Here is a 23056-nt window from a genome sequence, read left to right as displayed (position 1 = left end):
GCGTAAAATGGGCGCATGACAAGCAGCCTTCCGACCGTCGCCGAGATCGCGGCGCTCATCGACCACGCGATCCTCAAGCCCGAGCTGACCCGCACCGAGGTCGACGCGCAGCTCGACGAGGCCCGCGCGGCCGGCGTCTTCAGCGTCTGCGTGCGCCCCTCCGACATCGCGCACGCCGTCCGCCGGCTCGAGGGCTCGGGCGTCCTCGTCGGCACGGTCATCGGCTTCCCGCACGGCACGACCTCCACCGCGGCGAAGGTCGCGGAGTCGACGCAGGCCCTCGCCGACGGTGCGGTCGAGCTCGACATGGTCGTCAACATCGGGCGCCTGCGCAGCGGCCTGCTCGACGACGTCGAGGCCGACATCCGCGCGGTCGTCGAGGCCGCCGAGGGGCACGTCGTCAAGGTCATCCTCGAGACCAGCTACCTCGACGACGAGCAGATCGTCGCCGGCAGCGAGGCCGCCGAGCGTGCGGGCGCCGACTTCGTCAAGACCGCGACCGGCTTCGGCGGCGGCGGCGCGAACGAGCACGACCTGCGCCTGATGCGCGGCGCCGTCTCCGACGCCGTCCAGGTCAAGGCCTCGGGAGGCGTCCGCGACCTCGACACGCTCCTCGCCTTCCGCGAGCTCGGGGTCACCCGCTTCGGCACGAGCGGCTCGGCGACGATCCTCGGCGACCTCACCGCCCGTCAGTCCGGCGACGCCTCCGCCGCCCGCGTCGACACCGCCTCGTACTGAGCGCCGTGCGCGGGGGAGGGCCGTCCGGTCGGCGCGCGGCGGCGGAGGGCGGGTCCCTCGACGTCGTCGCCAAGGCGCTGAAGGAGCGGGTCTACGCCGCCTTCACCGGGCTCGCCGTCGTGATGATCTACGCCGTCGACGAGCAGGCCGACTCCGCGCACGCCCTGCGCAGCCTCGTCATCGCGATCGTCGGCATCTCCGCCGCCGGCTTCGTCGCCGACGTCATCGCGCACCAGGTCGCCCACGCGGCGACCCCCACCGCGGCCGAGGCGCGCGTCATGCTCCGGATCGCCGGCGGCGCCCTCGCGTCGGCCTCGCTCCCCGTCCTGGTGCTGATCGCCTCGGCGCTCGGCTGGATCGACGACGTGGTCGCGCTGCGGATCGGAGTCGGCGTCTACGTCGCGACCCTCGCCGGCATCGCCCTGATCGCGGTCGTCCGGGCCGGCCTCGGCCTCGCGCAGAGCATCATCGGCCTGCTCGGCCTCGTCGGACTGGGAGCCGCCGTCGTCGGCGTGCTCGCCCTGTCGCACTGAGGGGCCGGCGATCGTGACCGGCACCCGCACCCGCGTCGAGCTCGGCCGCCGGGAGGACCTCGGCGCCGACTGCGCCAACTGCTTCGGCCTCTGCTGCGTCGCCCTCGCCTTCACCCGCTCCGCCGACTTCCCCGTCGACAAGCCGGCGGGCGAGCCGTGCACGAACCTCGACACCGAGGACGCCTGCACGATCCACCGGCGACTGCGGCCGGAGGGCTTCGCCGGCTGCACCGTCTTCGACTGCTTCGGCGCCGGCCAGAAGGTCTCGATGCAGACGTTCGGCGGCGTCTCCTGGCGCAGCGACGCGGAGGTGCGCGCGCGGATGTTCGCGGTCTTCCCACTGATGCGTCGCCTGCACGAGCTGCTCTGGTACCTCGACGTCGCCCTCGGCCTGCGCGGGGTCGACACCGCCCTGCGGGACGCGGTGCACGTCCGCTTCGACGCGGTGCACGCCCTGACGCTCGCCGACGCCGACGCGATCCTCGCGGCCGACGTCGACGCGGAGTACGGCGCCGCCCGTCCGCTGCTGATCGCGGCGAGCGCGGCCGCGCGGAACGACGGGCCACGGCGGCGGCGGCACGGCCGACTGCGCCTGCAGCCCGGCGCCGACCTCGTGGCGGCCGCCCTCGCGGGCGCCGATCTGCGGGGCGCCGACCTGCGCGGCTCCCTGCTGATCGCCGCGGACCTCCGGGGCGCGGATCTCCGCCGCTGCGACGTCCTCGGCGCCGATCTGCGGGACGCGGAGGTGGCGGGGGCCGATCTCTCGACGGCGATCTACCTCACGCAGGCGCAGGTCAGCAGCACGCGCGGCGACGCGCGGACGGCGCTTCCGGCGGACTTCGAGCGCCCGTCGCACTGGGCGGCGAGCACCGGACGCTGAGGGTCAGCCCTCGACGGTGCCGGCGGCCGAGCCGTCGTCGTCGAGGCCGAGGCCGCCGAGGACCTCGCGGTGGAGCAGGTGCGACCCGTTCCAGTTCTCGATCACGCACTGCGGGAAGGCCTCGAGGTCGAGGGCGTCGAGCCAGCTGGCGGCGGCTTCGCGTGCCCAGGACTCGGTGGAGTAGACGCCGAGGATCTCGGTCTCGTCCGCGAACGGCCCGGTGGTCGAGAGCACGTAGTGACCGACGCTCATGGCTGCTCCTTCATCGTCGCGCAGTGGCGCGCGATGACAAGCCTGTCACAAACACGCTCTTGCGGAGAGCCGATGTCGGCGGCTAGGAGATGCTGTCGCGAAGTCGCGCGTTCAGGGCCGCGAGGGCGGCGGCGATCTCGACGTCGTCGGCGCCGGGCAGGACCGCGCCGCCCTGCGCGAGGCTGTGCCGGAGGGAGTCGAGCTCGGGGGTGCCGAGGCGGCCGGCGGAGGTGAGCACCTCGAGGGTGGTGAGGACTCCGATGAGCGCGACGGCGTCGTCGACGTCGAGGGGTCGGGCGCAGTTGTTCTCCATGCGCATCTCCAGGGGTTCGGTGCCGCGCGGGGGACGCGGTCGGGGGCGGGTGGGGCGGGGGAGGGGGCGCTGCCGGCTTCGGGGCCGGACGCACCGAGACGCCCCGCGGCCGGATCGACCGCGGGGCGTCAGGGGTGGTGCGGGGTGATCAGGCGACGCGCGGCTCGGCCTCGGGGGCGTCGTCCTCGGGGATGTGGACGTCCTGGACGGTGACGTTGATCTCGGCGACGTCCATGCCGACGATCTGGCGGATCGCGCGGCCGACGGCGGAGCGCACGCCCTCCGCCACGTCCTGCAGCGCGGCCGGGTACTCGGCGACGATCGTGACGTCGGCGGCGACCTGGCGCTCGCCGACCTCGACCTTGACGCCCTGGGCGCGGTCGTCGCTGCCGAGCGCGCCGCGGATGGCGCCGAGGGCGCGGGCGGCGCCGTTGCCGAGGGCGTGCACGCCGGGCACCTCGCGGGCCGCGATGCCGGCCACCTTCGCGATGACGCCGTCGTCGATGACCGTGCGTCCGGTCCCGTTCGTCATCGTGGTGTTCGCGGTGCTCTCGGCCATGATCTCCTCTTTCGTCTCGGTGCCCGGTCGGTCGATCGGGCGGTTCAGAGGTAGGACGGAGCGTGCACGGCGAACGTCACGGTGGAGTCCCGGCTGCCCAGGGGACTGCCAGGGTCGGGAGGGAGGCGGGCCTCATCGCGCCGTCTGCTGCGCCAGGAACGCGAGGGTCCGCTCCAGCGCCTCGCGCGCCTCCGGCAGCTCGAGGTGGAACTGGTACTCGTGGCCGAGCTCGCTCTCGTGCCCGTCGCCCCAGAGCAGCGCCGTGACCGGGACGCCGAGCGAGCGCAGCTGCGCCGCGAACGGGCGCGACTGCTGCGCGGTGAGCGGGTCGGCGTTGCCGCCGCTGAGGAACGTCGGCGGGAACCGCGGCGTCACGTGCTCGATCGTCGACATCCACCGGGCGGCGTCGGAGGTCCACCACGCGCGTCGGCCGGTGTACGCCCAGAGGGCGGCGCGCAGCCCGCGGCCGGCGAGACCGGTGGCGCGGGCGAGGGCGGCGAGGTCGAAGACCCCGCAGTGCAGGATCACCGCCCGCACGGCGTCGACGGGCAGGGTCGTCGTGAGCCCGGCCGCGCGGGCGTAGGAGGGGTTCGTGATCGCGGTGGCGAGCTGGCTCGCGAGCTGAGCCCCCGCGGAGTCGCCGGCCAGGACGAGGCGGTCCCGCGCGATCCCGAGGCGGCCGGCGCTGCGCCGCAGGTGCTCGAGTGCGGCGAGGAGCTGCCGCGGCGCGGTCGGGTGCACCGCCTCGGGTCCGCGGCTGTAGTCGAGCGAGACGACGGTGTAGCCGGCCTCGGCGAGCAGGCGCAGGTAGGGGTCCACGTCGCGCCGGTGGCCGGAGACCCAGCCGCCGCCGTGGATCCAGACCACGGTCGGGCGCGAGCCGGCGCCCGCGGAGCGGAGGACGTCGGCCGTCGTGGCCGGAGCGTCCGGACGCGCCGGGATCGGCTCGGCGACCCGCTGGATCCCCTCCGGAGCGAACGGCAGCATCGCCGCGGCCGTCCGCCGCGCCTCGCGCTCGAAGACCGCGCGGACCGCCAGGGCAGCGGGCCAGGACGCGGCCCGGATCGGCGTCGCACGCACGGTGCCCCCTCCTCGCGTCGATCGCCCGGCCCCCACCGGCGACGCATCACGAAGGGTACGCACCGCATGTTTCCGCCGTGCGACGGCGCAGGTGGCAGGCTGGACGGGTGACGGACGAGACGAGCGCGCAGGCCGCCCCGGAGACGGCGGCGAGCGCCCCGGCGACCCGCCCGAAGGACCTCCGCCCGAGGGCGATGCTCGTGCTGGCACTGATCGGCGCGATCGGCGGGGTGCTCTCGGGTGCGTTCGGCGTCGGCGGCGGCATCGTGATGGTGCCGATGCTGATCGCCTGGGCCGGGATGGACCAGCGCCGCGCCTCCGCGACCTCGCTGCTGGCGATCGCGCCGACCGCGGTGGCGGGCGCCTTCGGCTACGCCCTCGGCGGGCAGGTCGCCTGGCTTCCCGCCGCCGTGATCGCCGCGGCCGCGATGATCGGCGCGGTCCTCGGCTCCTGGCTGCTGGCGCGCCTGCCGCTCGGCGTGCTCCGCTGGCTGTTCGTCGCCCTGCTGGTGGCCGCGGCGGTGCGGATGGCGGTGTTCGGCTCGAACGAGACCGGCGACGTCGCCGAGGGCTGGGGCGTCTGGCCCGGCTTCGGCGGGCTGGGCCTGGCGATGGGAGTGGCCTCGGGGCTCTTCGGGATCGGCGGCGGCGCGATCGCCGTGCCCGTGCTCGTCGGCGCGTTCGGTCTCGCCGATCTGCTCGCCAAGGGCACCTCGCTCGCCGCGATGATCCCGACGGCGATCAGCGGCTCGATCGCGAACGCGCGCCGCGGACTGCTCGACGTCCGGGCCGGGCTCGTGGTCGGCCTCTGCGCGACGGGGTTCTCCTTCGCCGGCGTCGCGCTGTCGTTCCTGCTGCCGGCGCGGATCTCGGGCGTGCTGTTCGCCGCGCTGCTGCTCCTCGCGGCACTGCAGCTCGCGCTGAAGGGGCGGCGGAAGCGGTCCTGATCCGGGATCCGCACCGGCCGTCTCTTGACACCGTCCCGTTGTAAGTGTTCAATCAGTCACATGCCGATCACGACTCCCCGCTCCACCGCAGAAGCCCAGCGCGAGCGGATCACCGCGGCCGCCGTGCACGTCTTCGCGCGCACCGGCTACTCCGCGACCCCGATCACCGAGGTCGCGGCCGAGGCGGGAGTCTCGCCGGCCTACGTCTTCCGGCTCTTCCCGGGCAAGCTCGGCGTCTTCGTCGCCGCGGTCGACCGCTGCTACGAGCTGGTGGCGTCGACGCTCGCCGCGGCGGGGGAGGCCTCGGTCTCGTCGGACCCGGCCGACCGGCTCGAGGCGATGACCCTCGCCTACGTCGATCTGATCGCCGACCGCGACCTGATCATGCTGCAGTCGCAGGCGCAGAGCGCGAGCGGGGTGCCGGAGATCCGCGAGGCCGTCCGCCGCGGGATCTCGACGGTCGTCCGCACCGTGAGCGTCGTGTCCGGCGCCGACGGCCCGGCCGTGCAGCGCTTCATCGCCTACGGCCAGCTCTGCCACCTGATCGTGCAGACCGACCTCGGCGGCGTCGACTCCGAGTGGGCGCGCATCGTCTCCGCGGGCATCCGGCACCACGACTGAGCCGGCGCGCATGCCAGCCGACGCCCCGCTGGCCGACTCATGCTGGCCGTCTCACTGCTAGTCGACGCCTGCTGGTCGACCCATGCTGGTCGAGTAGCCCCGCAGGGGCGTATCGAGACCCACCGTCGTCAGAAGGGCGGGTCTGCAGAACCGTCCTCTGACGCCGGTGGACCTCGATACGCCCGCTCTGCGGGCTACTCGATCAGCATGAACTTCCTTTCTCGCATCTCAAGAAGTGACTGTCTAGTCACACACACCTACTGCTAGGAGCACACCATGACCACCGCCCTCCCGCGCACCACCACCCGCGTCGTCCTCCCGGGCCTCGTCGAGCCGTCCGGACTCCTCCTCGAGCAGGCCGCCGTCGAGCCGCCCGCGGCCGGCGAGCTGCTCGTCGCCGTCGAGGCCACCGGCATCTCCTTCGCCGAGCAGTCGATGCGCCGCGGCCGCTACTTCGCCCAGCCCGCCTTCCCCTTCACGCCCGGCTACGACCTCGTCGGCCGGGTGCTCGCCGTCGGTCCCGGCGGCGACGCCTCGCTCGAGGGCCGCCGCGTCGCCGCGCTCACCAAGACCGGCGGCTGGACCGGCCACGCCCGGGTCGCCGCGCGCGACTGCGTCCTCGTCCCCGAGGGCGTCGCGCCCGAGGACGCCGAGGCCGTGGTGGTGAACGGAGTGACGGCGTGGCAGATGCTGCACCGCTCGGCCCGGCTCTCCCGCGGCGACACGATCCTCCTGTTCGGGGCGAACGGCGGCGTCGGCGGCCTCGTGCACCGGCTCGCGTCGCTAGAGGGCATCCGGGTGATCGGCGCCGCCTCGCCGCGGCACCACGACGCCCTCCGCGCGGCGGGCGTCGAGCCGGTCGACTACGCCGACCCGGAGCTCGCCGCCCGCGTCCGCGAGCTCGCGCCCGGCGGCGTGCAGGCCGTCTTCGACAACATCGGCGGGGAGACCACCCGCCTGGCCTGGACGCTGCTCGCGCCCGGCGGCACCCTCGTCGCCTACGCGATCGTCAGCGCGAGCACCGGCAGCATCTGGCCGCCGTTCCTGAAGCAGCTCGCCCGGGTGCAGGCGTACCAGCTGGCGCCGAACGGGAAGCGCGCCGTCTTCTACGACCTCTGGTCCGGGCACTCGCTGCGACCCGCCCGGTTCCGCGCGCGGCTCGAGGAGGACCTGGGCCGCGTGCTCGCGCTGCTCGCGGACGGCTCGCTCACGGCCAACATCGCGGCGCGCTTCCCGCTCACGGAGATCGTGGCGGCGATGGAGCTCGCCGAGTCGCGCACGCTCGACGGCAAGGTGATCCTGCTGCCCTGATCGCCGCGGCCGGGGAGCGGGCCCTCGAGAGCATGGAAAAATGGGAGGTGATGTCCTCCCGAGCCGCATGAGCGCCGCCACCTACCTGACCGCCTCGATCCCGCTGCGCCTCGCGAGCGCGGGCATGGTCGTCGCCCTGCCCGTCCTCGCCGTCGAGCGCCTCGACGACGTCGCCCTCGGCGGGCTGCTGACCGGCGCCGCCCTGTTCCCGAGCGTGATCGCCGCTCCACTGGTCGGCACGGTACTCGACCGGGTGCGGGCACCGCGCCGGCTGCTGGTCGGCGCGGCGCTGGCCACCGCCGCCTCGTTCGCGCTCGCGTCCTTCCTCGGCGACGTGCCGACGGCGCTGATCGCGCTGCTGCTGGTGATCGCGGGCCTGGCGACCCCGGTCTACATGGGCGGCATGTCGAGCTTCGTGACCAGCGCGATCGCCGACCCGCGCCGCGCCTACGCCCAGGACTCGCTGTCCTACACCGTCGCCTCGATCGGCGGCCCCGCGATCGCCGGGCTGGTGATCGCCGTCGCGTCGGCCCGCTTCGCCATGCTCGCGATGGCCGCCCTCGCGCTCGTCGGTGTCCTCGGCTCGCTCGCCCTGCGGATGGAGGCGCGGCCCACCCCCACCGTCGGCGTCCGGCGCACCATCGCGGCCGGTGTCACCCACCTCGTGCGGCACCGGCCGATCGCGATCGTCACCCTCTCCGGGACGATCAGCCAGATCGGCGGCGGTGCGGCCGGCGTCGCCGCGATCGGCCTGTCGCTCGAGCGGGTGGGGAGCACCGACGCGGCGGCCGGGCTGCTCACCGCGTTCGCCGTCGGCGGGCTGCTCGGCGCGATCGCGGTCGCCGTGCGGCGCTGGACCCGCCGCCCGCCGGCCTGGGTGATGGGCGCGGGCTTCGCGGCGACCGGCGTCGCCCTGCTCGCCGCCGCGCCCGACCTCGGGATCGTCGTGGCCCTCGTCGCGTTCGCGGTCGCCGGAGTCTTCACCGCGCCCGCGAACGCCGCGATGCTGCTGCTGCGCGATCAGGAGAGCCCGGCCGCCGTCCGCTCCCAGGTCTTCACCATCGGCGCGGGCCTGCGCGCCGCCGCCGCCGCGGTCGGCGCCGCCCTCGCCGGAGCCGCCTCCGGCCTCGATGCCGGCTGGCTCGTCCTCGGCATCGCCGCCGTCTGGATCGCCTCGGGCCTCCTCCTCACCCTCTTCCCCCGCCCCCCGGCCACGCGCTGATCCCCGCCGCGAGATGCCACATATGAGCGCGACACGCCGTGAAAAGCGTGCACAAGTGGCATCTCGCGGGGAGGGTCAGGCGGCGGCGCCCGAGAGGGTGCCGGTGCTGGGGCCCGCGGGGTCGGTGATCAGGCAGTTGATGACGCGGTCGCCGCCGTCCCAGCTCTCCTGGGTCGGGTAGTAGTAGCTGAAGTCGTACTGCGACTCCTCGTAGCTGAGGCCGACGAAGCCCTCGAACGCGGCCTGGCACTCGGAGTCGGCCTGCTCGGTGGTCGCCGTCTCGCCGGGGTACTCGTCCGCCTCGGCCATCGTGATGTTCTGGAAGACCTCGTAGCTGTGCGCGTCGGAGCACGGCACGGTCGGCACGTCGGTGACCTCGGTCGCGGTCTCGCTCAGCTCGTCGTTCAGGCAGTCGCCGACGCGGAGCTGGAAGACGTCGGTCGTGCCGCCGTCGACGATCTCGCCCGAGGTGTCGTCGCGGGTCTCGCCGCCCATCATGCTGTTGATCCCCGAGCAGCCGGTGAGGCCGAGGGCGAGGGCCGCGGCGGCGGCGAGGACGAGGGCGGAACGGCGGCGGTTCATCGAGGGCTCCAGACAGCGGCGGTGGCGGGTCGGCTCCAGGGTAGGGGCGGCGAGGGCCGCTCGGGCACCCCCCCTGCGGTGCGGCCCGCTACTCCGATCGTCGCCGCCCGGCAAGGCCCCGCGAGGGGCAGGCGAAGTCCAGCCGGGTGGAGTCGAATGGGGGCATGGCTCAGAAGACCGTCGCAGACCAGCTCATCGCCCAGCTCATCGACGCCGGGGTCGCCCGGATCTACGGGATCGTCGGGGACTCGCTCAATCCGATCGTCGACGCGGTGCGCCGCAGCGGCGGCTCGGCGAAGGGCGGGATCGACTGGATCCACGTCCGCAACGAGGAGGCCGCCGCCTTCGCGGCCGGCGCGGAGGCGCAGATCACCGGGAAGCTGGCGGTCTGCGCCGGGAGCTGCGGCCCTGGCAACCTGCACCTGATCAACGGCCTGTACGACGCGCACCGCTCGGGTGCTCCCGTGCTCGCCATCGCGAGCCACATCCCGAGCGGCGAGATCGGCTCCGGCTACTTCCAGGAGACGCACCCCGACCGCCTCTTCGTCGAGTGCTCGCACTACCGCGAGCTGGTCTCGACGGCGGCGCAGGCCCCGCGGGTCGTCAACGCAGCGATGCGCAGTGCCGTCGCGCTCCGCGGCGTGGCCGTGGTGACCCTCCCGGGCGACGTCGCCGAGTTCGAGGCGGAGGGCGACTTCCCGTCCTTCGTGCTTCCGGAGCGGCCGGCCCTGGTGCCCGCCGCGGCCGACGTCCGCGCGCTCGCGCAGGCGATCGACGAGGCGAAGACGGTCGCGATCTTCGCCGGCGCGGGCGTGCGGGACGCGCACGACGAGGTCGTCGCGTTCGCCGAGCTGATCGGAGCGCCGATCGGGCACAGCCTGCGCGGCAAGGAGTGGATCCAGTACGACAACCCCTACGACGTCGGCATGACCGGGCTGCTCGGCTACGGCGCCGCCCACGCAGGCATGCACGACGCCGACCTGCTGATCCTGCTCGGGACCGACTTCCCCTACGAGCAGTTCCTGCCGGACGCGTCGAAGGTCGTCATCGCGCAGGTCGACAGCGACGCCTCCAAGCTCGGTCGCCGGGTGAGCGTCGCGCATCCCGTGCACGGCGACGTCGCCACGACCCTGGACGCGCTGACTCCGCTGGTGAAGCGGAAGGACCACCGCTTCCTCGACCGGATGCTGAAGAAGAACGAGAAGCTCGTCACCGGCGTGGTCGGCAAGTACACCGAGGTCGCCACGAAGCGGCCGATCCACCCCGAGCTGGTCGCCTCGACGCTCGACTCCCTGCTCGCCGACGATGCGATCGTCACCGCCGACACCGGCATGGGCAACGTCTGGCAGGCGCGCTACATCACGCCGAACGGGCGTCGGCGCCTGCTCGGCTCGTACTCGCACGGCTCGATGGCGAACGCGCTGCCGCACGCCGTGGGCGCCCAGATGGCGCAGCCCGGCCGCCAGGTCGTCTCGCTGAGCGGCGACGGCGGGCTCTCGATGCTGATGGGCGAGCTGGTGACGGTCGCGGCGTACAAGCTGCCGGTGACGATCGTCGTCTTCAACAACTCGACGCTCGGGCTGGTGAAGGTGGAGATGCTCGTCGACGGCTTCCCCGACTTCGCGGTCGACGTGCCGATGGTCGACTACGCGCAGGTCGCGACGGCGGTCGGCATCCGCGGGATCCGGGTCGAGGACCCGCGCGAGGTGGAGTCCGCGCTGCGCGAGGCGCTCGCCGACCCGGGACCCGTGCTCGTGGACGTCGTCACGGATCCGCTCGCGCTCTCGCTGCCGCCGACGGTCACCGGCGCGCAGGTGAAGGGCTTCGCGCTGGCGATGTCGAAGATGGTGATGAACGGCGGCGCGGGCGAGGCGATCGCGCTGGCCCGCTCCAACGTGAAGCACGCGCTGCCGTGATCGACGCTCCCGCGATCGATCGTGCCGCCCTGGCGACGGGGACCTGGTTCGTGCGCGGCTCGAGCCTGCCACTGTGGCGGGGGCGCGAGGGGGTGGCGATCACCTACGCGCCGCTGCCGAGCGGAGAGGTCGGCGACGTCGTCAGCTGGCGCGGCCGGCGCTCGACCCGCTACGTGGTCGGGATCGACGCCCCCGACCCCGCGGATCCCGACGGCTTCCGCTGGCGGGGCGTCGAGCCGCTGACGCTGCTGGCCCGCAGCCGCTGGTCCTTCGTCGCGGCCGACACCGAGGCGGGCTGGGCGCTGACCCGCTTCGCCCGCACGCCGTTCACCCCGGCGGGCGTCGACGTCTATGTCCGAGAGGCGCGGCCGGCGCCGGGCATGCTCGCCGCCGCCCTCGCGGCCTGCGCCGCGGATCCGCGCACCCATCCGCTCCGCCCCCGGATGTTCGAGGTCGCGCCCTGACGGCTCGAGCCCGGACGACGGTGGATCTCGATACGCCCGCTGCGCGGGCTACTCGATCAGCATGAACGGCCCTCACAGCGGCACCCGTGCTCAGGTACTGCTTCGTTCGGAGCATCCCCGCAAGCAGGGCGCAGGAGCATCCCGCGGAATCGCGTGCCAAGCGATTCCGCGCAGCGAACGCGAGACGCTCCGCGGGACCCGGTCGCGCCGGGGAGCCGACTGCGGGAGGGGCGGCAGGGACGCCCCTCCCGGTGAGCACCGTCAGAGGCTCTCGCCGACCGCGATCGACTGGGCCTCGACCGCGGCGCTCTCGGCGCCGTGCGCATCAGCGCGCACCAGCGTCCGCCGCCCGAGGAACACGATCAGCGAGGCGATCAGCACCGCGCCCGCCGCCGCGTACATCGGGAAGGCCGGCGAGATCGCCGCGGCCAGCGCCGAGGCGGCCGGCGGGGCGATCGCGCCGCCGAGGAAGCGCACGCCCGAGTAGGAGGACGAGGCGACGGAGCGCGGCAGGTCGGTCGCCTCCATCACGCACTCGGTCAGCACGGTGTTGACGACGCCCAGCAGCAGGCCGCCCACGATGATGCAGACGATCAGGCCGACCCGCGAGGAGATCAGCAGCCCGCCGGCGACGAGGTCGAGCGCCAGCAGCACCAGCACCGAGCGGAGCACGACGGTGCGCGGCAGCCGCGCGGTCAGCAGCGGAGCGACGAAGACCGAGGTGATCGCGACGCCGAGGCCCCAGCCGAAGAAGGTGAAGCCGAGGCCCATCTCGTCGAGCCCGAGCGGGTACGGCGTGTAGGCCAGCAGCACGAAGAAGCCGATGTTGTAGAACAGCGCCGCACCGGCGAGGGTGCGGATGGCGGGCACGGCGAGCGCCTTGAACGGCGCGGAGAGCGGCGTCGGGGTCGGCCGCGGGCCGTCCTCGCGCAGCAGGGTCGCGATGGCGATGAAGCCGACGGCCATCAGCACGGCCGTGCCGAAGAACGGTCCGCGCCAGGAGACCGAGCCGAGCAGGCCGCCGAGCAGCGGGCCGATCGCGATGCCGACGCCGAGCGCGGCCTCGTAGAGCACGATCGCCGCGGAGGAGCCTCCGCTGGCCGCGCCGACGATCGTCGAGAGCGCGGTCGAGATGAAGAGCGCGTTGCCGAAGCCCCAGCCGGCGCGGAAGCCGATGACGCCCTCGACGCTGCCGGCCGTGCCGGCGAGCGCGGCGAAGACGACGATCAGCACCAGGCCGATCATCAGCGTCTTCTTCGCGCCGATGCGGCTGGAGAGCCAGCTGGTGAAGAACATCACGACGCCGGTGATCACGAGGTAGCTGGTGAACAGCAGCGAGGTCTCGGTCGGCGTCGCCTCGAGGCTCTCGGCGATGGCCGGGAGGATCGGGTCGACGAGGCCGATGCCCATGAAGGCGATGACGGCGGCGAAGGCGACGGCCCAGACGGCGAGCGGCTGCCGGAGGATCGAGCCGCCCGCGGCGGGGGAGTGGGGAGTGGACACGGAGGGGCCTTTCGGGGGAGGGGTCGTGCGGGGAAGGGGAGTCAGGAGGCGGGGCTGCCGGCGACGCGCAGGACGCGCTCCTCGACGAGGGACGCGGCGCGCTCGAGGGCGCGGCGGTCGTCGTCGTCGAGGTCGTCGAACAGCGGGGCGAGGGCGGCGTCGAGGCGGAGGCGGTGCTCGGTGAGCGCCGCGGCTCCCGCCTCGGTGCCCTCGATCAGCCAGGCGCGGCCGTCGCTCTCGTCGTGCACGCGGCGGATCCAGCCGGCCTCGTCGAGGCGCGCGATGATGCCGGTCATCGTCGGCTGGGTGACCCGGACGCGCTCGGCGAGCTCGCCGAGGCGGATCGGGGAGGCGGTGCGCAGCTCGGCGAGCGTCGACCAGACGGCGCCGGACTGCGCGCCGAGCCCGGTGGCACCGCTGGAGCGGCCCGCGTACCGCGCGAGAGCGGTGGCGGCGGAGGCGAGGCGGACGGGAGCGGAGGGTTCGAGCACGTGCTTAAACATAGCACGCCTATGTATCGCGGGAAAGATCGATCCGTCAGGTCCTCCACTGCCCTTCTCCACCGTTGCTGTGCCAGAATTGTTCGCAATCCCTCGTCGAAAGCGGGGATCACCGACGGAAAGAGTTGTCATGCACAGCGTGGTGGAGTCCAGCGCGACCGCCCCCGAATCCGATCTCGACTGCGACGTGGTCGTGATCGGCGCCGGCGCCACCGGCCTGACCGCCGCCCTCCGGCTGCAGGAGCAGGGCCGCCGCGTCGTCGTCCTCGAGGCGCGCGAGCGCGTCGGCGGCCGCCTCGAGACCCGCGTGGTCGACGGCCAGATGCTCGAGATCGGCGGGCAGTGGGTCTCGCCCGACCAGACCGCCCTGCTCGAGACGCTCGACGAGCTCGGCCTCGACACCTACTCCCGCTACCGCGAGGGCGAGAGCGTCTACATCGGCGCCGACGGCGGCGCCCGGCGCTTCACCGGCGACATCTTCCCCGGCGGCGCGGACACCGAGGCCGAGATCGAGCGCCTGATCGGGATCCTCGACGGCCTCGTCGCCGAGACCGACCCGTCCGCTCCGTGGTCGCATCCGCGGGCGCACGACTACGACCGGATCAGCTTCAGCGCCTGGCTGGAGGCGCAGAGCGACGACGCCGAGGCCCGCGCGAACATCGCGCTCTTCATCGCCGACGCCATGCTCACCAAGCCCGCGCACTCCTTCTCGCTGCTGCAGGCCCTGCTGATGGCGGCGAGCGCGGGCAGCTTCGGCAACCTCGTCGACGCCGACTTCATCCTCGACAAGCGCGTCCTCGGCGGTCTGCAGCAGGTCCCGGAGCGGCTCGCCGAGCGCGTGGGCGCCGAGCGCGTCCTGCTCGGCCGGCCGGTCCGCTCCGTGGAGTACGGCGACGACGGCGTGATCGTCCGCGCCGACGGCGTCACCGTGCGGGCCCGCCGCGCGATCGTCGCCGTGCCGCCGAACCTCGTCAACCGGATCACGTTCGACCCGCCGCTGCCCCGGCTCCGCCAGCAGGCGCTCCAGCACCAGTCCCTCGGCTTGGTGATCAAGGTGCACGCGACCTACGCGACCCCGTTCTGGCGCGCCGACGGCCTCTCCGGCACCGCGTTCAGCCCGCACGCCCTCGTGCACGAGGCCTACGACAACTCCAACGCGGGGGAGGAGCGCGGAACCCTCGTCGGCTTCGTCTCGGACGAGAAGGCCGACCGCGTCCTCGCGTTGCCCGAGGCCGAGCGGAAGGCCGCGATCCTCGACTCGCTCGCCGCCTACTACGGCCCGGCCGCGCTCGACCCCGTCGTCTACTACGAGAGCGACTGGGCGTCGGAGGAGTGGACGCAGGGCGCGTACGCCGCGAGCTTCGACCTCGGCGGACTGACCCGCTACGGCGCGCTGCAGCTCGAGCCGGTGGGCCCGCTCCGCTTCGGCTCGAGCGACCTCGCGGCCGAGGGCTACCAGCACGTCGACGGCGCGATCCGCGTCGGCCGGCGCCTGGCGCAGGAGATCCTCGACGAGGACACCGCCGGAGACTCCGCCGACGACCCCGCCGCGACGAACGACGACACCACCGACACCACCGACGCGACCGCGCCGGCCCGCGACCGTGAAGGAGCACTCCCCGCATGAGCAGCAGCAGCTACGCCGTCATCGACCCGGCCTCGGGCGAGACGCTGAGCGAGTACCCCGGCATCACCGACGCCGAGCTCGCCGACGCCATCGCCTCGGCCCACGACGCGTACTCCACCTGGTCGCGCACCGTGCCCGTCGCCACCCGCGCCGCGCTGATCGCCCGCGTCGCGGACCTGCACGTCGAGCGCGCCGACGCCCTCGCCGAGATCATCGTCCGCGAGATGGGCAAGCCGCTCGACCAGGCGCAGGGCGAGGTCGGCTTCGCGGCCGACATCTACCGCTACTACGCCGAGAACGGCGAGGAGTTCCTGAAGGACGAGCCGATCGCGCTGGCCGACGGCACCGGCTCGGCGTTCGTCCGCCGCTCGGGCCTGGGCGTGCTGCTGGGGATCATGCCCTGGAACTTCCCCTACTACCAGGTCGCCCGCTTCGCCGGCCCGAACGTGGTGAACGGCAACACGATCCTGCTCAAGCACGCGCCGCAGTGCCCGGAGTCGGCCGCCGCGATCGCCGACATCTTCCGCACCGCCGCTGAGGAGCTCGGCGCCCCGGCCGGCGTCTACGTGAACCTCTACGCCAGCAACGACCAGGCCGCGACCGTCATCGCCGACCCGCGCGTGCAGGGCGTCTCCGTCACCGGCTCCGAGCGCGCAGGAGCGGCCGTCGCCGAGATCGCCGGCCGGAACCTCAAGAAGGTCGTCCTCGAGCTGGGCGGCTCCGACCCGTTCATGCTGCTCTCCACCGACGACCTCGACAAGGCCGTCGAGGACGCGGTCGCCGCCCGCCTGGACAACAACGGCCAGTCCTGCAACGCCGCCAAGCGCTTCATCGTGATCGACGCTCTATACGACGCCTTCGCGGAGAAGTTCACCGCGGCCTTCACCGCCGCACAGCCCGCGGATCCCCACGCTTCGGGGACCCTCCTCGGCCCGCTCTCCTCCGCCGCCGCGACCGCGCGCCTCGAGCAGCAGCTCGCCGTCGCCCGCGAGCAGGGCGCGACCGTCCGCGCGAGCGGCGAGGTGACCGGCAACTTCTTCCCGCCGGCCGTCCTCGAGGACGTCACCCCCGAGATGAACGCCTACCGCGAGGAGTTCTTCGGCCCCGTCGCCGCGCTCTATCGCGTGCACGACGAGGACGAGGCGATCGCGCTCGCCAACGACACCCCCTACGGCCTGGGCTCCTACCTCTACACGACCGACTCGGAGCAGGCCCTCCGCCTGGCCGACCGCATCGACGCCGGCATGGTCTGGATCAACCTCGTCCTGGGCGACGCGGCCGAGCTCCCCTTCGGCGGCGTCAAGCGCTCCGGCACCGGCCGCGAGATGGGCCGCAGCGCCCTGGAGGAGTTCGTCAACAAGAAGCTGATCCGCATCGCCTAGGTCGTCGCCCGGCGGGGCCGTGCCAGCGCGACGGCGACGTTGCGCTCCACGGTCTCGGTCAGTCGCCTCGCCTGATCGTCGTCGAGGGTCGTCCACGCGGTGTCGTTCCTCGCCGCGACGCCGCGCGCCACCTCCTCCACGAGACTGACGACCTCCTCCTCGTCGATCCCCGTGCTCCTCGCGAGCTTCCGCCAGTGGTTCTGCGTCACCGCCTGCGGGAACCGCGCGCCGGCGATGCGCATCGCCAGCTCCTGGTCGAACGCCGGGAACAGGCCGGTCGGAACCGTGTCGTAGATCGGAGCGAGGCCGACGGCGTCGGGCCGGAGGAGGACGGAGTAGTTCTTGGCATGCGCGTCAGCGTTGCCGATGAGGACGTTGAAGGCCAGCTGCCGGAGGAAGGCGCGCACCACCCCGCCGGTCGCGTCGACCGACCGGAGCTTCTCCACGATCTGCACGGCCGTCACGGAGTACTTCCGGGAGACGTCGACGCCCAGCGCCTGAGCGAGGTCCTCGGCGTGGAGTCGTGTCGCGAACACGGTGTCGTCGTCGACGACGCGGTCGAAGCGCTCCACGACGAACGCCGTCTGATCCGTCATCTGCAGGACGGCCGCCCGGGGAGTCGGGAGGCCGGCCTCCGCGGCCAGCGCGAGCGCGGACGCTTCCGCTTCCTCGAGGTGGAGATGCTCCGGGCGCGCGGGCTTGACGATGTGCGTCGAGGGCACGGCGGCGTTCGACCAGTACCAGTTCCGGTCCACTCGAGCCAGGGCGAACTTCCCCTGCGTTCCCGCCAGGGAGAAGCGCGCGGGAGTCTGTCGCGGCACCCAGGCGTCCGGATCGAGCTTGATGCTGTTGATGCGGTCGGCGACGTCCCGATCGAGAGCCGGATTCAGCCGCGCCAGTCCCGTCGGCGGTGCCTCGCCGTCGGGGAGGAGCACCAGGCCGCCGGCGACGTCACCGCCGACCGTCCGCAGGAGTTCGAACGTCCCCGTGCTCGCGACCCCGTACGCCTGTGCCATCCGGCGTCGCGTGTGCTCCTGGTCGGGCAGCAGGTTGTCGAGGAACCTCGCCGCCGCCGCGCGCGTCGTCGTGCCCTCGCGCGGCAGCGACAGGGAGATCGGCGTCGACGGTGCGTCGTCGGAGTAGCTGAAGCCGATCCTGCCGTCGGCGTCCCGGGTGAACTGCCCGGCATGTCTGCCCTCGAGCCACGCTTCGAGTCGTTCCGTCACCGGAGCACCAGATCGGGAAGTGCGGTCGGCTCGACGCCCAGGGCGTCCAGCACGCGCCGGGCGGTCGAGGGCCGCGACACCGGCAGACCGCGTTCGAGGCGTCGGACGTCGGAGACGTCCACCTCCGCGGCTCGCGCGAGGTCGTCGATCGAGAGTCCCATGATGCGTCGCTCCGAGCTCACGGCATCCGCCAGGTCTTCCAGGCGTCGCAGGTACTCGCGTCGCGGACGGTGCAGTGCCTCTCGCACGTAGTCCGGATCACCGTGGAGTGCGTGCTGCACGAGATTGGTGCCGAAGTCGACGAGCCCGGACTCCACCTCTCCACCCCACCAGTCCGCCAGCAACCCGGCGGGGTCCTGCGACGCGCGGAGCCGGCGGATGCGCGCGGCGGTCCTGGCGAGCTCCTGCCCCTCGAGGCCCGACAGGGTCCGCTCGTGCAGGGCGTGCGCCAGCGACTGCCGCGACCTGACCGAGAGAGGACGGCGCGAACGTGCGCCGGACACCTCCGTGACCTCCCAGCGGCGGCCGAGTTTCGTCGCCTCGATCCGGCCGGCGGCGATCAGCGCCACCACGCGGCGCGGAGTCACCCCGAGTCGCTCGGCGGCCTGCTTGACGTCCATGACACAACCGTACCGCTCGGCGGTCGAGCATCCTCGGCTCGGGTCGCTCCCCGTTCGGTGAGGAGCGCGTCCTGCGCCCGGCCCACCGTCTCCACGCAGGCGAGGTCTGGAGAGACGCCGTTCGCGGTGACGTGGCCTGGCGCACGATCACTGCCTCGCTGAGATCGCCCGTGATACTCGTCCGGTCACGTCGAGCAGGTGCTCGCGGCGACCGAGAAGGGGAAGGGGAGCGACGATGACCGACGCGGAGCGCCGCACCTATCGGGTCCAGTGGTCGCAGGAGGACGAGCAGTTCCTCGGCACCGTGGCGGAGTTCCCCTCGCTCTCCTGGGCGGCGGACTCGTCGTCGGAGGCGTTCACGGGGATCCGGAGCGTCGTCGTCGATGTCCTCGCCGACCTGGCCGGCGCCGGCGCAGGCGAGGGCTCGAGGCTCGTCGGGCCTGAAGGCGGGTAAACTCGCCCGTCATGCGCGTCTTCGGCTGTCCGCACTGCGAGGCGCGGGTGGAGTTCGAGGACGCGCGGTGCCTGCGCTGCGGCACGGCGCTCGCGTACGACGTCGACGCGGACGAGCTCGTCGAGGCCGAGGGCCGCGCGCTCTGCGTCTACCGCGGCACGATCGACTGCACCTGGCTCGCGGCGGAGGGCACGGGTGGCGCCTGCGCCTCCTGCGCGCTGACGAGCGCTCGGCCGCCGGTGTACGACGCGGCGACGCTGAGCCAGCTGACGGTCGCCGAGTTCGCCAAGCGGCGGCTGCTGCGCCAGCTGCGGCACCTCGACCTGCCGGTGCACCGCGGTCGGCGGCTGTCCTTCGAGCTGCTCTCCTCCGCGCAGGGCGCCGTGACGACCGGGCACGCCGACGGCGTGATCACCGTCGACCTCGCCGAGGGGAACGACGCGCACCGCGAGGCGCTGAAGGCGCGGCTCGGCGAGCCGTACCGGACGATGCTCGGCCACTTCCGGCACGAGATCGGCCACTACTACTGGCAGCTGCTCGTCGACGGCACGCCGCTCCTGCCCGCGTTCCGCGCGCTGTTCGGCGACGAGCGGGCGGACTACGGCGCCGCGCTCGACGCGCACTACGGCGGCGCGGCGACCGAGGACTGGGCGCGCGACCACATCTCGCAGTACGCGACCACGCACCCGTGGGAGGACTTCGCCGAGACCTTCGCGCACTACCTGCACATCGCCGACGCGCTGGAGACGACCGCCACGGTCGGCCTGACCGTCGCCGGACCCTGGGGCCGCCTCCCGGAGTCGCTGGTCGGCAGTGTGCAGGCGACGGGCGCGCAGCGCGTCGCCGATCTGGAGACGCCCGAGATCCTCGCCCGCTGGCACGGCTTCTCGCTCGCCCTCAACAGCGTGAACCGCTCGATGGGCAAGGACGACCTCTACCCCTTCGTCATCACGCCCGCGATCGCCGAGAAGCTCGCCTGGGTGCACGAAACGGTGCGCCGCGGAACCTAGGAGTCAGGCCTCGCCGTCGAGCAGCCGGCGCGGCGCCCTCGCGGCCCACGCCTCGCGCAGCAGCTCGCCGAGCTCGTCCGCGCCGATCTTCTCCAGCCGCACGAGCACGCTCGGATGCCCGTCGTAGTGGCTCGTCGTGAAGTACGTGTCCGGGTCGCTCTGCAGCAGCGCCTCGCGCTCGCCCAGATCGGCTCGCCAGACGAGCAGGACACCCGGCCGCTGGTGCAGCCGGGCGAACATCTTTGGCCCGGCGTAGAAGGCCGGGGTGCCGTAGGCGGTCCGCTCCTCGGCGCCGGGGAGCAGGAGCGCCAGTCGGCGCACGTCGTCGTCGTCGCTCATGCTCCCCAGTGTGCGCCCGCTACTTCTTCTTCAGCGAGGACTCCTTGTGCGCGGCCTTCGCGTCGGTCTTGTCGCTCTGCACGATCCAGTAGGGCTCGTCGTCCGAGGCGTTGAACTTCTGCCCCTCGAACTGGAACTCCTTCGTCTTCTTCTCGACCAGCTCGCCGTGGGTCTCGCCCTGCGAGGTGTTCCAGCTGATCTTGTCGCCCTTCTTCACGAGGCGCTTCCTCTCTCTCGTGCCGCACCGGGGGTCCGGGGCAGCGTGATGGTGGTGGTGACGTCGACGACGGCCGGCGTGGCCGGTGCCGACGAGAAGCCGAAGCGGACCGGCGGCGACAGCGGTCCGAGCGCGCCGAGGTCCGCGCCGTCGAGCGAGGCGGTGACCCCGAGGATCGAGCGGATCGCGCGGACGCCGTAGTACTCCCGCCTGCCGTGGCCGGCCGAGCCCGCGGTGCTCACGCCGCGCACCAGCACGGAGGCGACCGGGGAGATCGCGGTCAGCCAGGCCGGGTGCTCGGCGAGCGGCCGCGGCACGATGCGCAGCAGGCGGCCCAGCGGAGTGAGCCCGCCGAGCCGCAGCGCGAGCGAGAGCGGGCCGGCCGTGGCCTCGATCCCGCCCGCGACGCGGTGCCAGGCGACCGGCGCGAGCCGCACCTCCTCGAACGAGTACGTCGACCCGATGAAGTCCGCGACCTCGTCCGTCGGCGCGATCAGGAGCCGCTGCCCGTCCGCCCGCTCGACCATGGCGTCGGCGAACGCGCCGAACGGCGTGCTCTCCCACAGCCCGAGCACGATCCGGGTGCCGGAGGCCGTCCCGAACCCCGCGATGCGCCCGCTGAAGCGCAGGCGCCGCGAGGTCCGGCCCGGCCCGGTCATCAGGAGGCGGCGGAGCGCAGCAGCGTGAAGGACGCGTCGCGCACGATCAGCGTGGTGACCTCGCCCTCGACGACCTGCTCCGGGTCGCTCGAGGCGGCCAGCTGCCACTCGGCGCCGGGTGCGTCCGGCACCGTGAACTCGACGCCGTTCTCGGCCGAGTTCAGCAGCAGCGCGAAGCTGGCGCTGCCCTCGGAGCGGAAGACGAACGTGATCGAGCGGGCGTCCGGGTTGTCCCAGTCCTCGTCGGCGAATCCGGCGGCGTCCGAGCGCAGGATGTCGACGGTCTCGGGGCCGTCGCCGGGGGCGCGGCGGAACCACTTCGGCCGCAGGGCCGGCTCGGCCTTCCGCAGCGCGATCAGCTCGCGGGTGAAGGCGAGCAGGTTGAGGTCCGCGATCTCCCAGTCGAACCACGAGATCTCGTCGTCCTGGCAGTAGGCGTTGTTGTTGCCGCCCTGGGTGCGCGCGATCTCGTCGCCGCCGAGGATCATCGGCACGCCGGCCGAGAGCAGCAGCGTCGCGAGGAAGTTGCGGCGCATCCGGGCCCGGCGCTCGTTGACGGCGCCGTTGTCGGTCGCGCCCTCCGCGCCGTTGTTCGAGGAGCGGTTGTCGCTCTCGCCGTCGTTGTTGTCCTCGCCGTTGGCCGCGTTGTGCTTGCGCGAGTAGGCGGTGAGGTCGGCCAGGGTGAAGCCGTCGTGCGCGGTGACGAAGTTGACGCTCGAGACGGGGGAGCGCTTGTCGGCCTCGTAGACGTCCGGCGAGCCGAGGATCCGCTGCGCGGTGGTGCCGAGCACCGAGTCGGCGCCGTGCCAGAAGTCGCGGACGTCGTCGCGGAACTTCCCGTTCCACTCCGACCAGTCGGCGGGGAAGCCGCCCACCTGGTAGCCGGCGGTGTCCCACGGCTCGGCGATCATCTTGACGGGCGCGAGCACCGGGTCCTGCGCGATCAGGTCCAGGAAGGCGCTGTGCACCTCGGCCTCGCCGGTCTGGCGGGTGAGGGTGGTGGCGAGGTCGAAGCGGAAGCCGTCGACGTGCATCTCGGTCACCCAGTAGCGCAGCGAGTCCATGATCAGGCCCAGCGCCGCGGGGTGCGCGACGTTGAGGCTGTTGCCGGTGCCGGTGGTGTCGAAGTAGTTGGCGCGGTCGTCCTCGACGAGGCGGTAGTACGAGCCGTTGTCGATGCCCTTGAAGGAGAGCGTCGGTCCCTTGTCGTTGCCCTCGGCGGTGTGGTTGTAGACCACGTCGAGGATGACCTCGAGGCCCGCCTCGTGGAACGCCTTGACCATCGCCTTGAACTCGTCGACCTGCGAGCCGTCGTCGCCGGCGTGGGAGTACTCGTTGTGCGGCGCGAAGAAGCCGAGCGAGTTGTAGCCCCAGTAGTTGCGCAGGCCCTTCTCGACCAGGTGCGAGTCCTGCACGAACTGGTGCACCGGCAGCAGCTCGACCGAGGTCACGCCGAGGTCGGTGAAGTGCTTGATCGACGCGGGGTGCGCGAGGCCGCGGTAGGTGCCGCGGACGTTCTCGGGCACGTCCGGGTGCAGCTGGGTGAAGCCCTTCACGTGCACCTCGTAGACGACGGTCTCGTCCAGCGGGATCCGCGGCGCCTCGTCGCCGGTCCAGTCGAAGGAGTCGGGGTCGGTCACGACGCAGCGCGGCACGGCGGCCGCGTCGTCGGCGTCGTTGCGGGTGTCGGCGTCCTCGTAGAACTGGCCGAAGACGTCCTCGCTCCAGTCGTAGCCGCCCTCGATCGCGGTGGCGTGCGGGTCGAGCAGGAGCTTCGCGGCGTTGTGGCGGAGGCCGTTGGCGGGGTCCCAGGGGCCGTCGACGCGCAGGCCGTAGCGGGTGCCGACCGTCATCTCGGGGACGATGCCGTGGAAGACGTGACCGGTGCGCTCGGAGAGGGTGACACGGGTCTCGGCTCCGGAGGAGTCGAAGAGGCAGACCTCGACGCTGTCCGCGGTCTCGGAGTAGACGGCGACGTTCGCGCCGGCGTCGCCGCGCAGGGAGACGCCGAGGGGATAGGGGAAGGAACGGGGAGATGCGGGCATGCGACCATCCTGACGAACGCTCCCTGAGCGGTTCTCGCCCTTGTCCAGCGGGGCAC

The 23056-nt window shown here is 73.1% G+C and carries 26 protein-coding genes; 13 read left to right on the top strand and 13 right to left on the bottom strand.

From position 1 onward, the window contains the following. Positions 1 to 15: 15 nt before the first annotated feature. The 3 genes from deoC to EDF35_RS03795 are packed head-to-tail and all read left to right on the top strand — an operon-like array spanning position 16 to position 2151. A complete protein-coding gene (gene deoC, locus EDF35_RS03805) occupies positions 16 to 738 on the top strand; it encodes a deoxyribose-phosphate aldolase (protein WP_123734376.1) in 723 nt (240 codons plus the stop codon). A gap of 5 nt (positions 739 to 743) precedes the next feature. Next, positions 744 to 1271, top strand: a complete 528-nt coding sequence (locus EDF35_RS03800) for a hypothetical protein (RefSeq protein WP_123734377.1) — start codon at positions 744 to 746, stop codon at positions 1269 to 1271. Positions 1272 to 1284: 13 nt separating this feature from the next. Then, positions 1285 to 2151 (top strand): pentapeptide repeat-containing protein, encoded by an 867-nt coding sequence (locus tag EDF35_RS03795; protein WP_133960776.1) that lies wholly within the window; start codon positions 1285 to 1287, stop codon positions 2149 to 2151. A 3-nt stretch (positions 2152 to 2154) separates the two neighbouring features. Here the strand turns inward: EDF35_RS03795 and EDF35_RS03790 are convergent, their stop codons facing one another. The 4 genes from EDF35_RS03790 to EDF35_RS03775 form a co-directional block, all read right to left on the bottom strand. Further along, positions 2155 to 2403: a hypothetical protein gene (locus tag EDF35_RS03790; protein ID WP_123444778.1), complete on the bottom strand. Its 249-nt coding sequence runs from the start codon at positions 2401 to 2403 to the stop codon at positions 2155 to 2157. 82 nt (positions 2404 to 2485) lie between these two features. Then, entirely contained in the window at positions 2486 to 2716 is a 231-nt protein-coding gene (locus EDF35_RS03785; RefSeq protein WP_123701598.1) for a hypothetical protein, read from the bottom strand. A 148-nt stretch (positions 2717 to 2864) separates the two neighbouring features. Continuing rightward, positions 2865 to 3275 (bottom strand): Asp23/Gls24 family envelope stress response protein, encoded by a 411-nt coding sequence (locus EDF35_RS03780; RefSeq protein ID WP_243839831.1) that lies wholly within the window; start codon positions 3273 to 3275, stop codon positions 2865 to 2867. Between the two features lie 132 nt (positions 3276 to 3407). Then, a complete protein-coding gene (locus EDF35_RS03775) occupies positions 3408 to 4355 on the bottom strand; it encodes an alpha/beta hydrolase (protein ID WP_123701600.1) in 948 nt (315 codons plus the stop codon). Positions 4356 to 4462: 107 nt separating this feature from the next. On the opposite strand from EDF35_RS03775, the gene EDF35_RS03770 reads away from it, so the two are divergent. The 4 genes from EDF35_RS03770 (at position 4463) to EDF35_RS03755 (ending at position 8456) form a co-directional block, all read left to right on the top strand. Continuing rightward, positions 4463 to 5302, top strand: a complete 840-nt coding sequence (locus EDF35_RS03770) for a sulfite exporter TauE/SafE family protein (protein WP_133960775.1) — start codon at positions 4463 to 4465, stop codon at positions 5300 to 5302. A 60-nt stretch (positions 5303 to 5362) separates the two neighbouring features. After that, complete coding sequence (locus tag EDF35_RS03765; protein WP_123734380.1) at positions 5363 to 5923, top strand: TetR/AcrR family transcriptional regulator; 561 nt, start codon at positions 5363 to 5365, stop codon at positions 5921 to 5923. Positions 5924 to 6199: 276 nt separating this feature from the next. Next, a complete protein-coding gene (locus EDF35_RS03760; RefSeq protein ID WP_133960774.1) occupies positions 6200 to 7234 on the top strand; it encodes a medium chain dehydrogenase/reductase family protein in 1035 nt (344 codons plus the stop codon). A 67-nt stretch (positions 7235 to 7301) separates the two neighbouring features. After that, on the top strand, positions 7302 to 8456 hold the full coding sequence (locus EDF35_RS03755; protein WP_166673993.1) for an MFS transporter: 1155 nt from the start codon (positions 7302 to 7304) through the stop codon (positions 8454 to 8456). A gap of 75 nt (positions 8457 to 8531) precedes the next feature. Here the strand turns inward: EDF35_RS03755 and EDF35_RS03750 are convergent, their stop codons facing one another. Further along, positions 8532 to 9038 carry a septum formation family protein gene (locus EDF35_RS03750; protein WP_133960772.1) on the bottom strand — a complete coding sequence of 169 codons (507 nt, stop codon included), beginning with the start codon at positions 9036 to 9038 and terminating at the stop codon, positions 8532 to 8534. 164 nt (positions 9039 to 9202) lie between these two features. Here EDF35_RS03750 and EDF35_RS03745 point away from each other — a divergent pair, with 164 nt between their 5' ends. Further along, the gene (locus EDF35_RS03745; protein ID WP_133960771.1) at positions 9203 to 10954 is read left to right on the top strand and encodes a pyruvate dehydrogenase; all 1752 of its coding nucleotides are present in this window, start codon (positions 9203 to 9205) and stop codon (positions 10952 to 10954) included. Continuing rightward, on the top strand, positions 10951 to 11418 hold the full coding sequence (locus tag EDF35_RS03740) for a hypothetical protein (RefSeq protein ID WP_133960770.1): 468 nt from the start codon (positions 10951 to 10953) through the stop codon (positions 11416 to 11418). Before EDF35_RS03745 ends, EDF35_RS03740 begins: the two co-directional genes overlap by 4 nt. A gap of 261 nt (positions 11419 to 11679) precedes the next feature. On the opposite strand, the gene EDF35_RS03735 is transcribed toward EDF35_RS03740, so the two are convergent. Next, positions 11680 to 12921, bottom strand: coding sequence for an MFS transporter (locus EDF35_RS03735; RefSeq protein WP_133960769.1), 1242 nt, complete (start codon positions 12919 to 12921; stop codon positions 11680 to 11682). 41 nt (positions 12922 to 12962) lie between these two features. Next, positions 12963 to 13412: a MarR family transcriptional regulator gene (locus EDF35_RS03730; protein WP_166673992.1), complete on the bottom strand. Its 450-nt coding sequence runs from the start codon at positions 13410 to 13412 to the stop codon at positions 12963 to 12965. A gap of 139 nt (positions 13413 to 13551) precedes the next feature. Here EDF35_RS03730 and EDF35_RS03725 point away from each other — a divergent pair, with 139 nt between their 5' ends. Together EDF35_RS03725 and EDF35_RS03720 are read left to right on the top strand one after the other, a co-directional pair. Beyond that, the gene (locus EDF35_RS03725; RefSeq protein WP_133960767.1) at positions 13552 to 15048 is read left to right on the top strand and encodes an NAD(P)/FAD-dependent oxidoreductase; all 1497 of its coding nucleotides are present in this window, start codon (positions 13552 to 13554) and stop codon (positions 15046 to 15048) included. Beyond that, positions 15045 to 16430, top strand: coding sequence for an NAD-dependent succinate-semialdehyde dehydrogenase (locus tag EDF35_RS03720; RefSeq protein WP_123701616.1), 1386 nt, complete (start codon positions 15045 to 15047; stop codon positions 16428 to 16430). The genes EDF35_RS03725 and EDF35_RS03720 overlap by 4 nt, the downstream gene beginning before the upstream one ends. Here EDF35_RS03720 and EDF35_RS03715 read toward each other — a convergent pair. Next, entirely contained in the window at positions 16427 to 17656 is a 1230-nt protein-coding gene (locus EDF35_RS03715; protein ID WP_133960766.1) for a HipA domain-containing protein, read from the bottom strand. The genes EDF35_RS03720 and EDF35_RS03715 overlap by 4 nt on opposite strands. Then, a complete protein-coding gene (locus EDF35_RS03710) occupies positions 17653 to 18276 on the bottom strand; it encodes a helix-turn-helix domain-containing protein (RefSeq protein ID WP_123701619.1) in 624 nt (207 codons plus the stop codon). The genes EDF35_RS03715 and EDF35_RS03710 overlap by 4 nt, the downstream gene beginning before the upstream one ends. A 235-nt stretch (positions 18277 to 18511) precedes the next feature. Between EDF35_RS03710 and EDF35_RS03705 the strand changes: the two genes are divergently transcribed. Continuing rightward, positions 18512 to 18730 (top strand): hypothetical protein, encoded by a 219-nt coding sequence (locus tag EDF35_RS03705; protein WP_133960765.1) that lies wholly within the window; start codon positions 18512 to 18514, stop codon positions 18728 to 18730. A gap of 11 nt (positions 18731 to 18741) precedes the next feature. After that, positions 18742 to 19740 (top strand): putative zinc-binding metallopeptidase, encoded by a 999-nt coding sequence (locus EDF35_RS03700; protein WP_133960764.1) that lies wholly within the window; start codon positions 18742 to 18744, stop codon positions 19738 to 19740. A 3-nt stretch (positions 19741 to 19743) separates the two neighbouring features. On the opposite strand, the gene EDF35_RS03695 is transcribed toward EDF35_RS03700, so the two are convergent. The 4 genes from EDF35_RS03695 to glgX are packed head-to-tail and all read right to left on the bottom strand — an operon-like array spanning position 19744 to position 23000. Next, a complete protein-coding gene (locus tag EDF35_RS03695) occupies positions 19744 to 20079 on the bottom strand; it encodes an MmcQ/YjbR family DNA-binding protein (protein WP_133960763.1) in 336 nt (111 codons plus the stop codon). 19 nt (positions 20080 to 20098) lie between these two features. Beyond that, positions 20099 to 20296 carry a DUF2945 domain-containing protein gene (locus tag EDF35_RS03690; protein WP_123701627.1) on the bottom strand — a complete coding sequence of 66 codons (198 nt, stop codon included), beginning with the start codon at positions 20294 to 20296 and terminating at the stop codon, positions 20099 to 20101. Continuing rightward, entirely contained in the window at positions 20293 to 20955 is a 663-nt protein-coding gene (locus EDF35_RS03685; protein ID WP_133960762.1) for a hypothetical protein, read from the bottom strand. Before EDF35_RS03685 ends, EDF35_RS03690 begins: the two co-directional genes overlap by 4 nt. Beyond that, entirely contained in the window at positions 20955 to 23000 is a 2046-nt protein-coding gene (gene glgX, locus EDF35_RS03680) for a glycogen debranching protein GlgX (RefSeq protein ID WP_133960761.1), read from the bottom strand. The genes EDF35_RS03685 and glgX overlap by 1 nt, the downstream gene beginning before the upstream one ends. Positions 23001 to 23056: the final 56 nt, after the last annotated feature.

This window comes from Rathayibacter sp. PhB151, from assembly GCF_004366415.1.
GTDB lineage: Bacteria > Actinomycetota > Actinomycetes > Actinomycetales > Microbacteriaceae > Rathayibacter > Rathayibacter festucae.
Note: the sequence above shows the minus strand (reverse complement) of the source record. Positions and strands in the feature narration are given on the sequence as shown.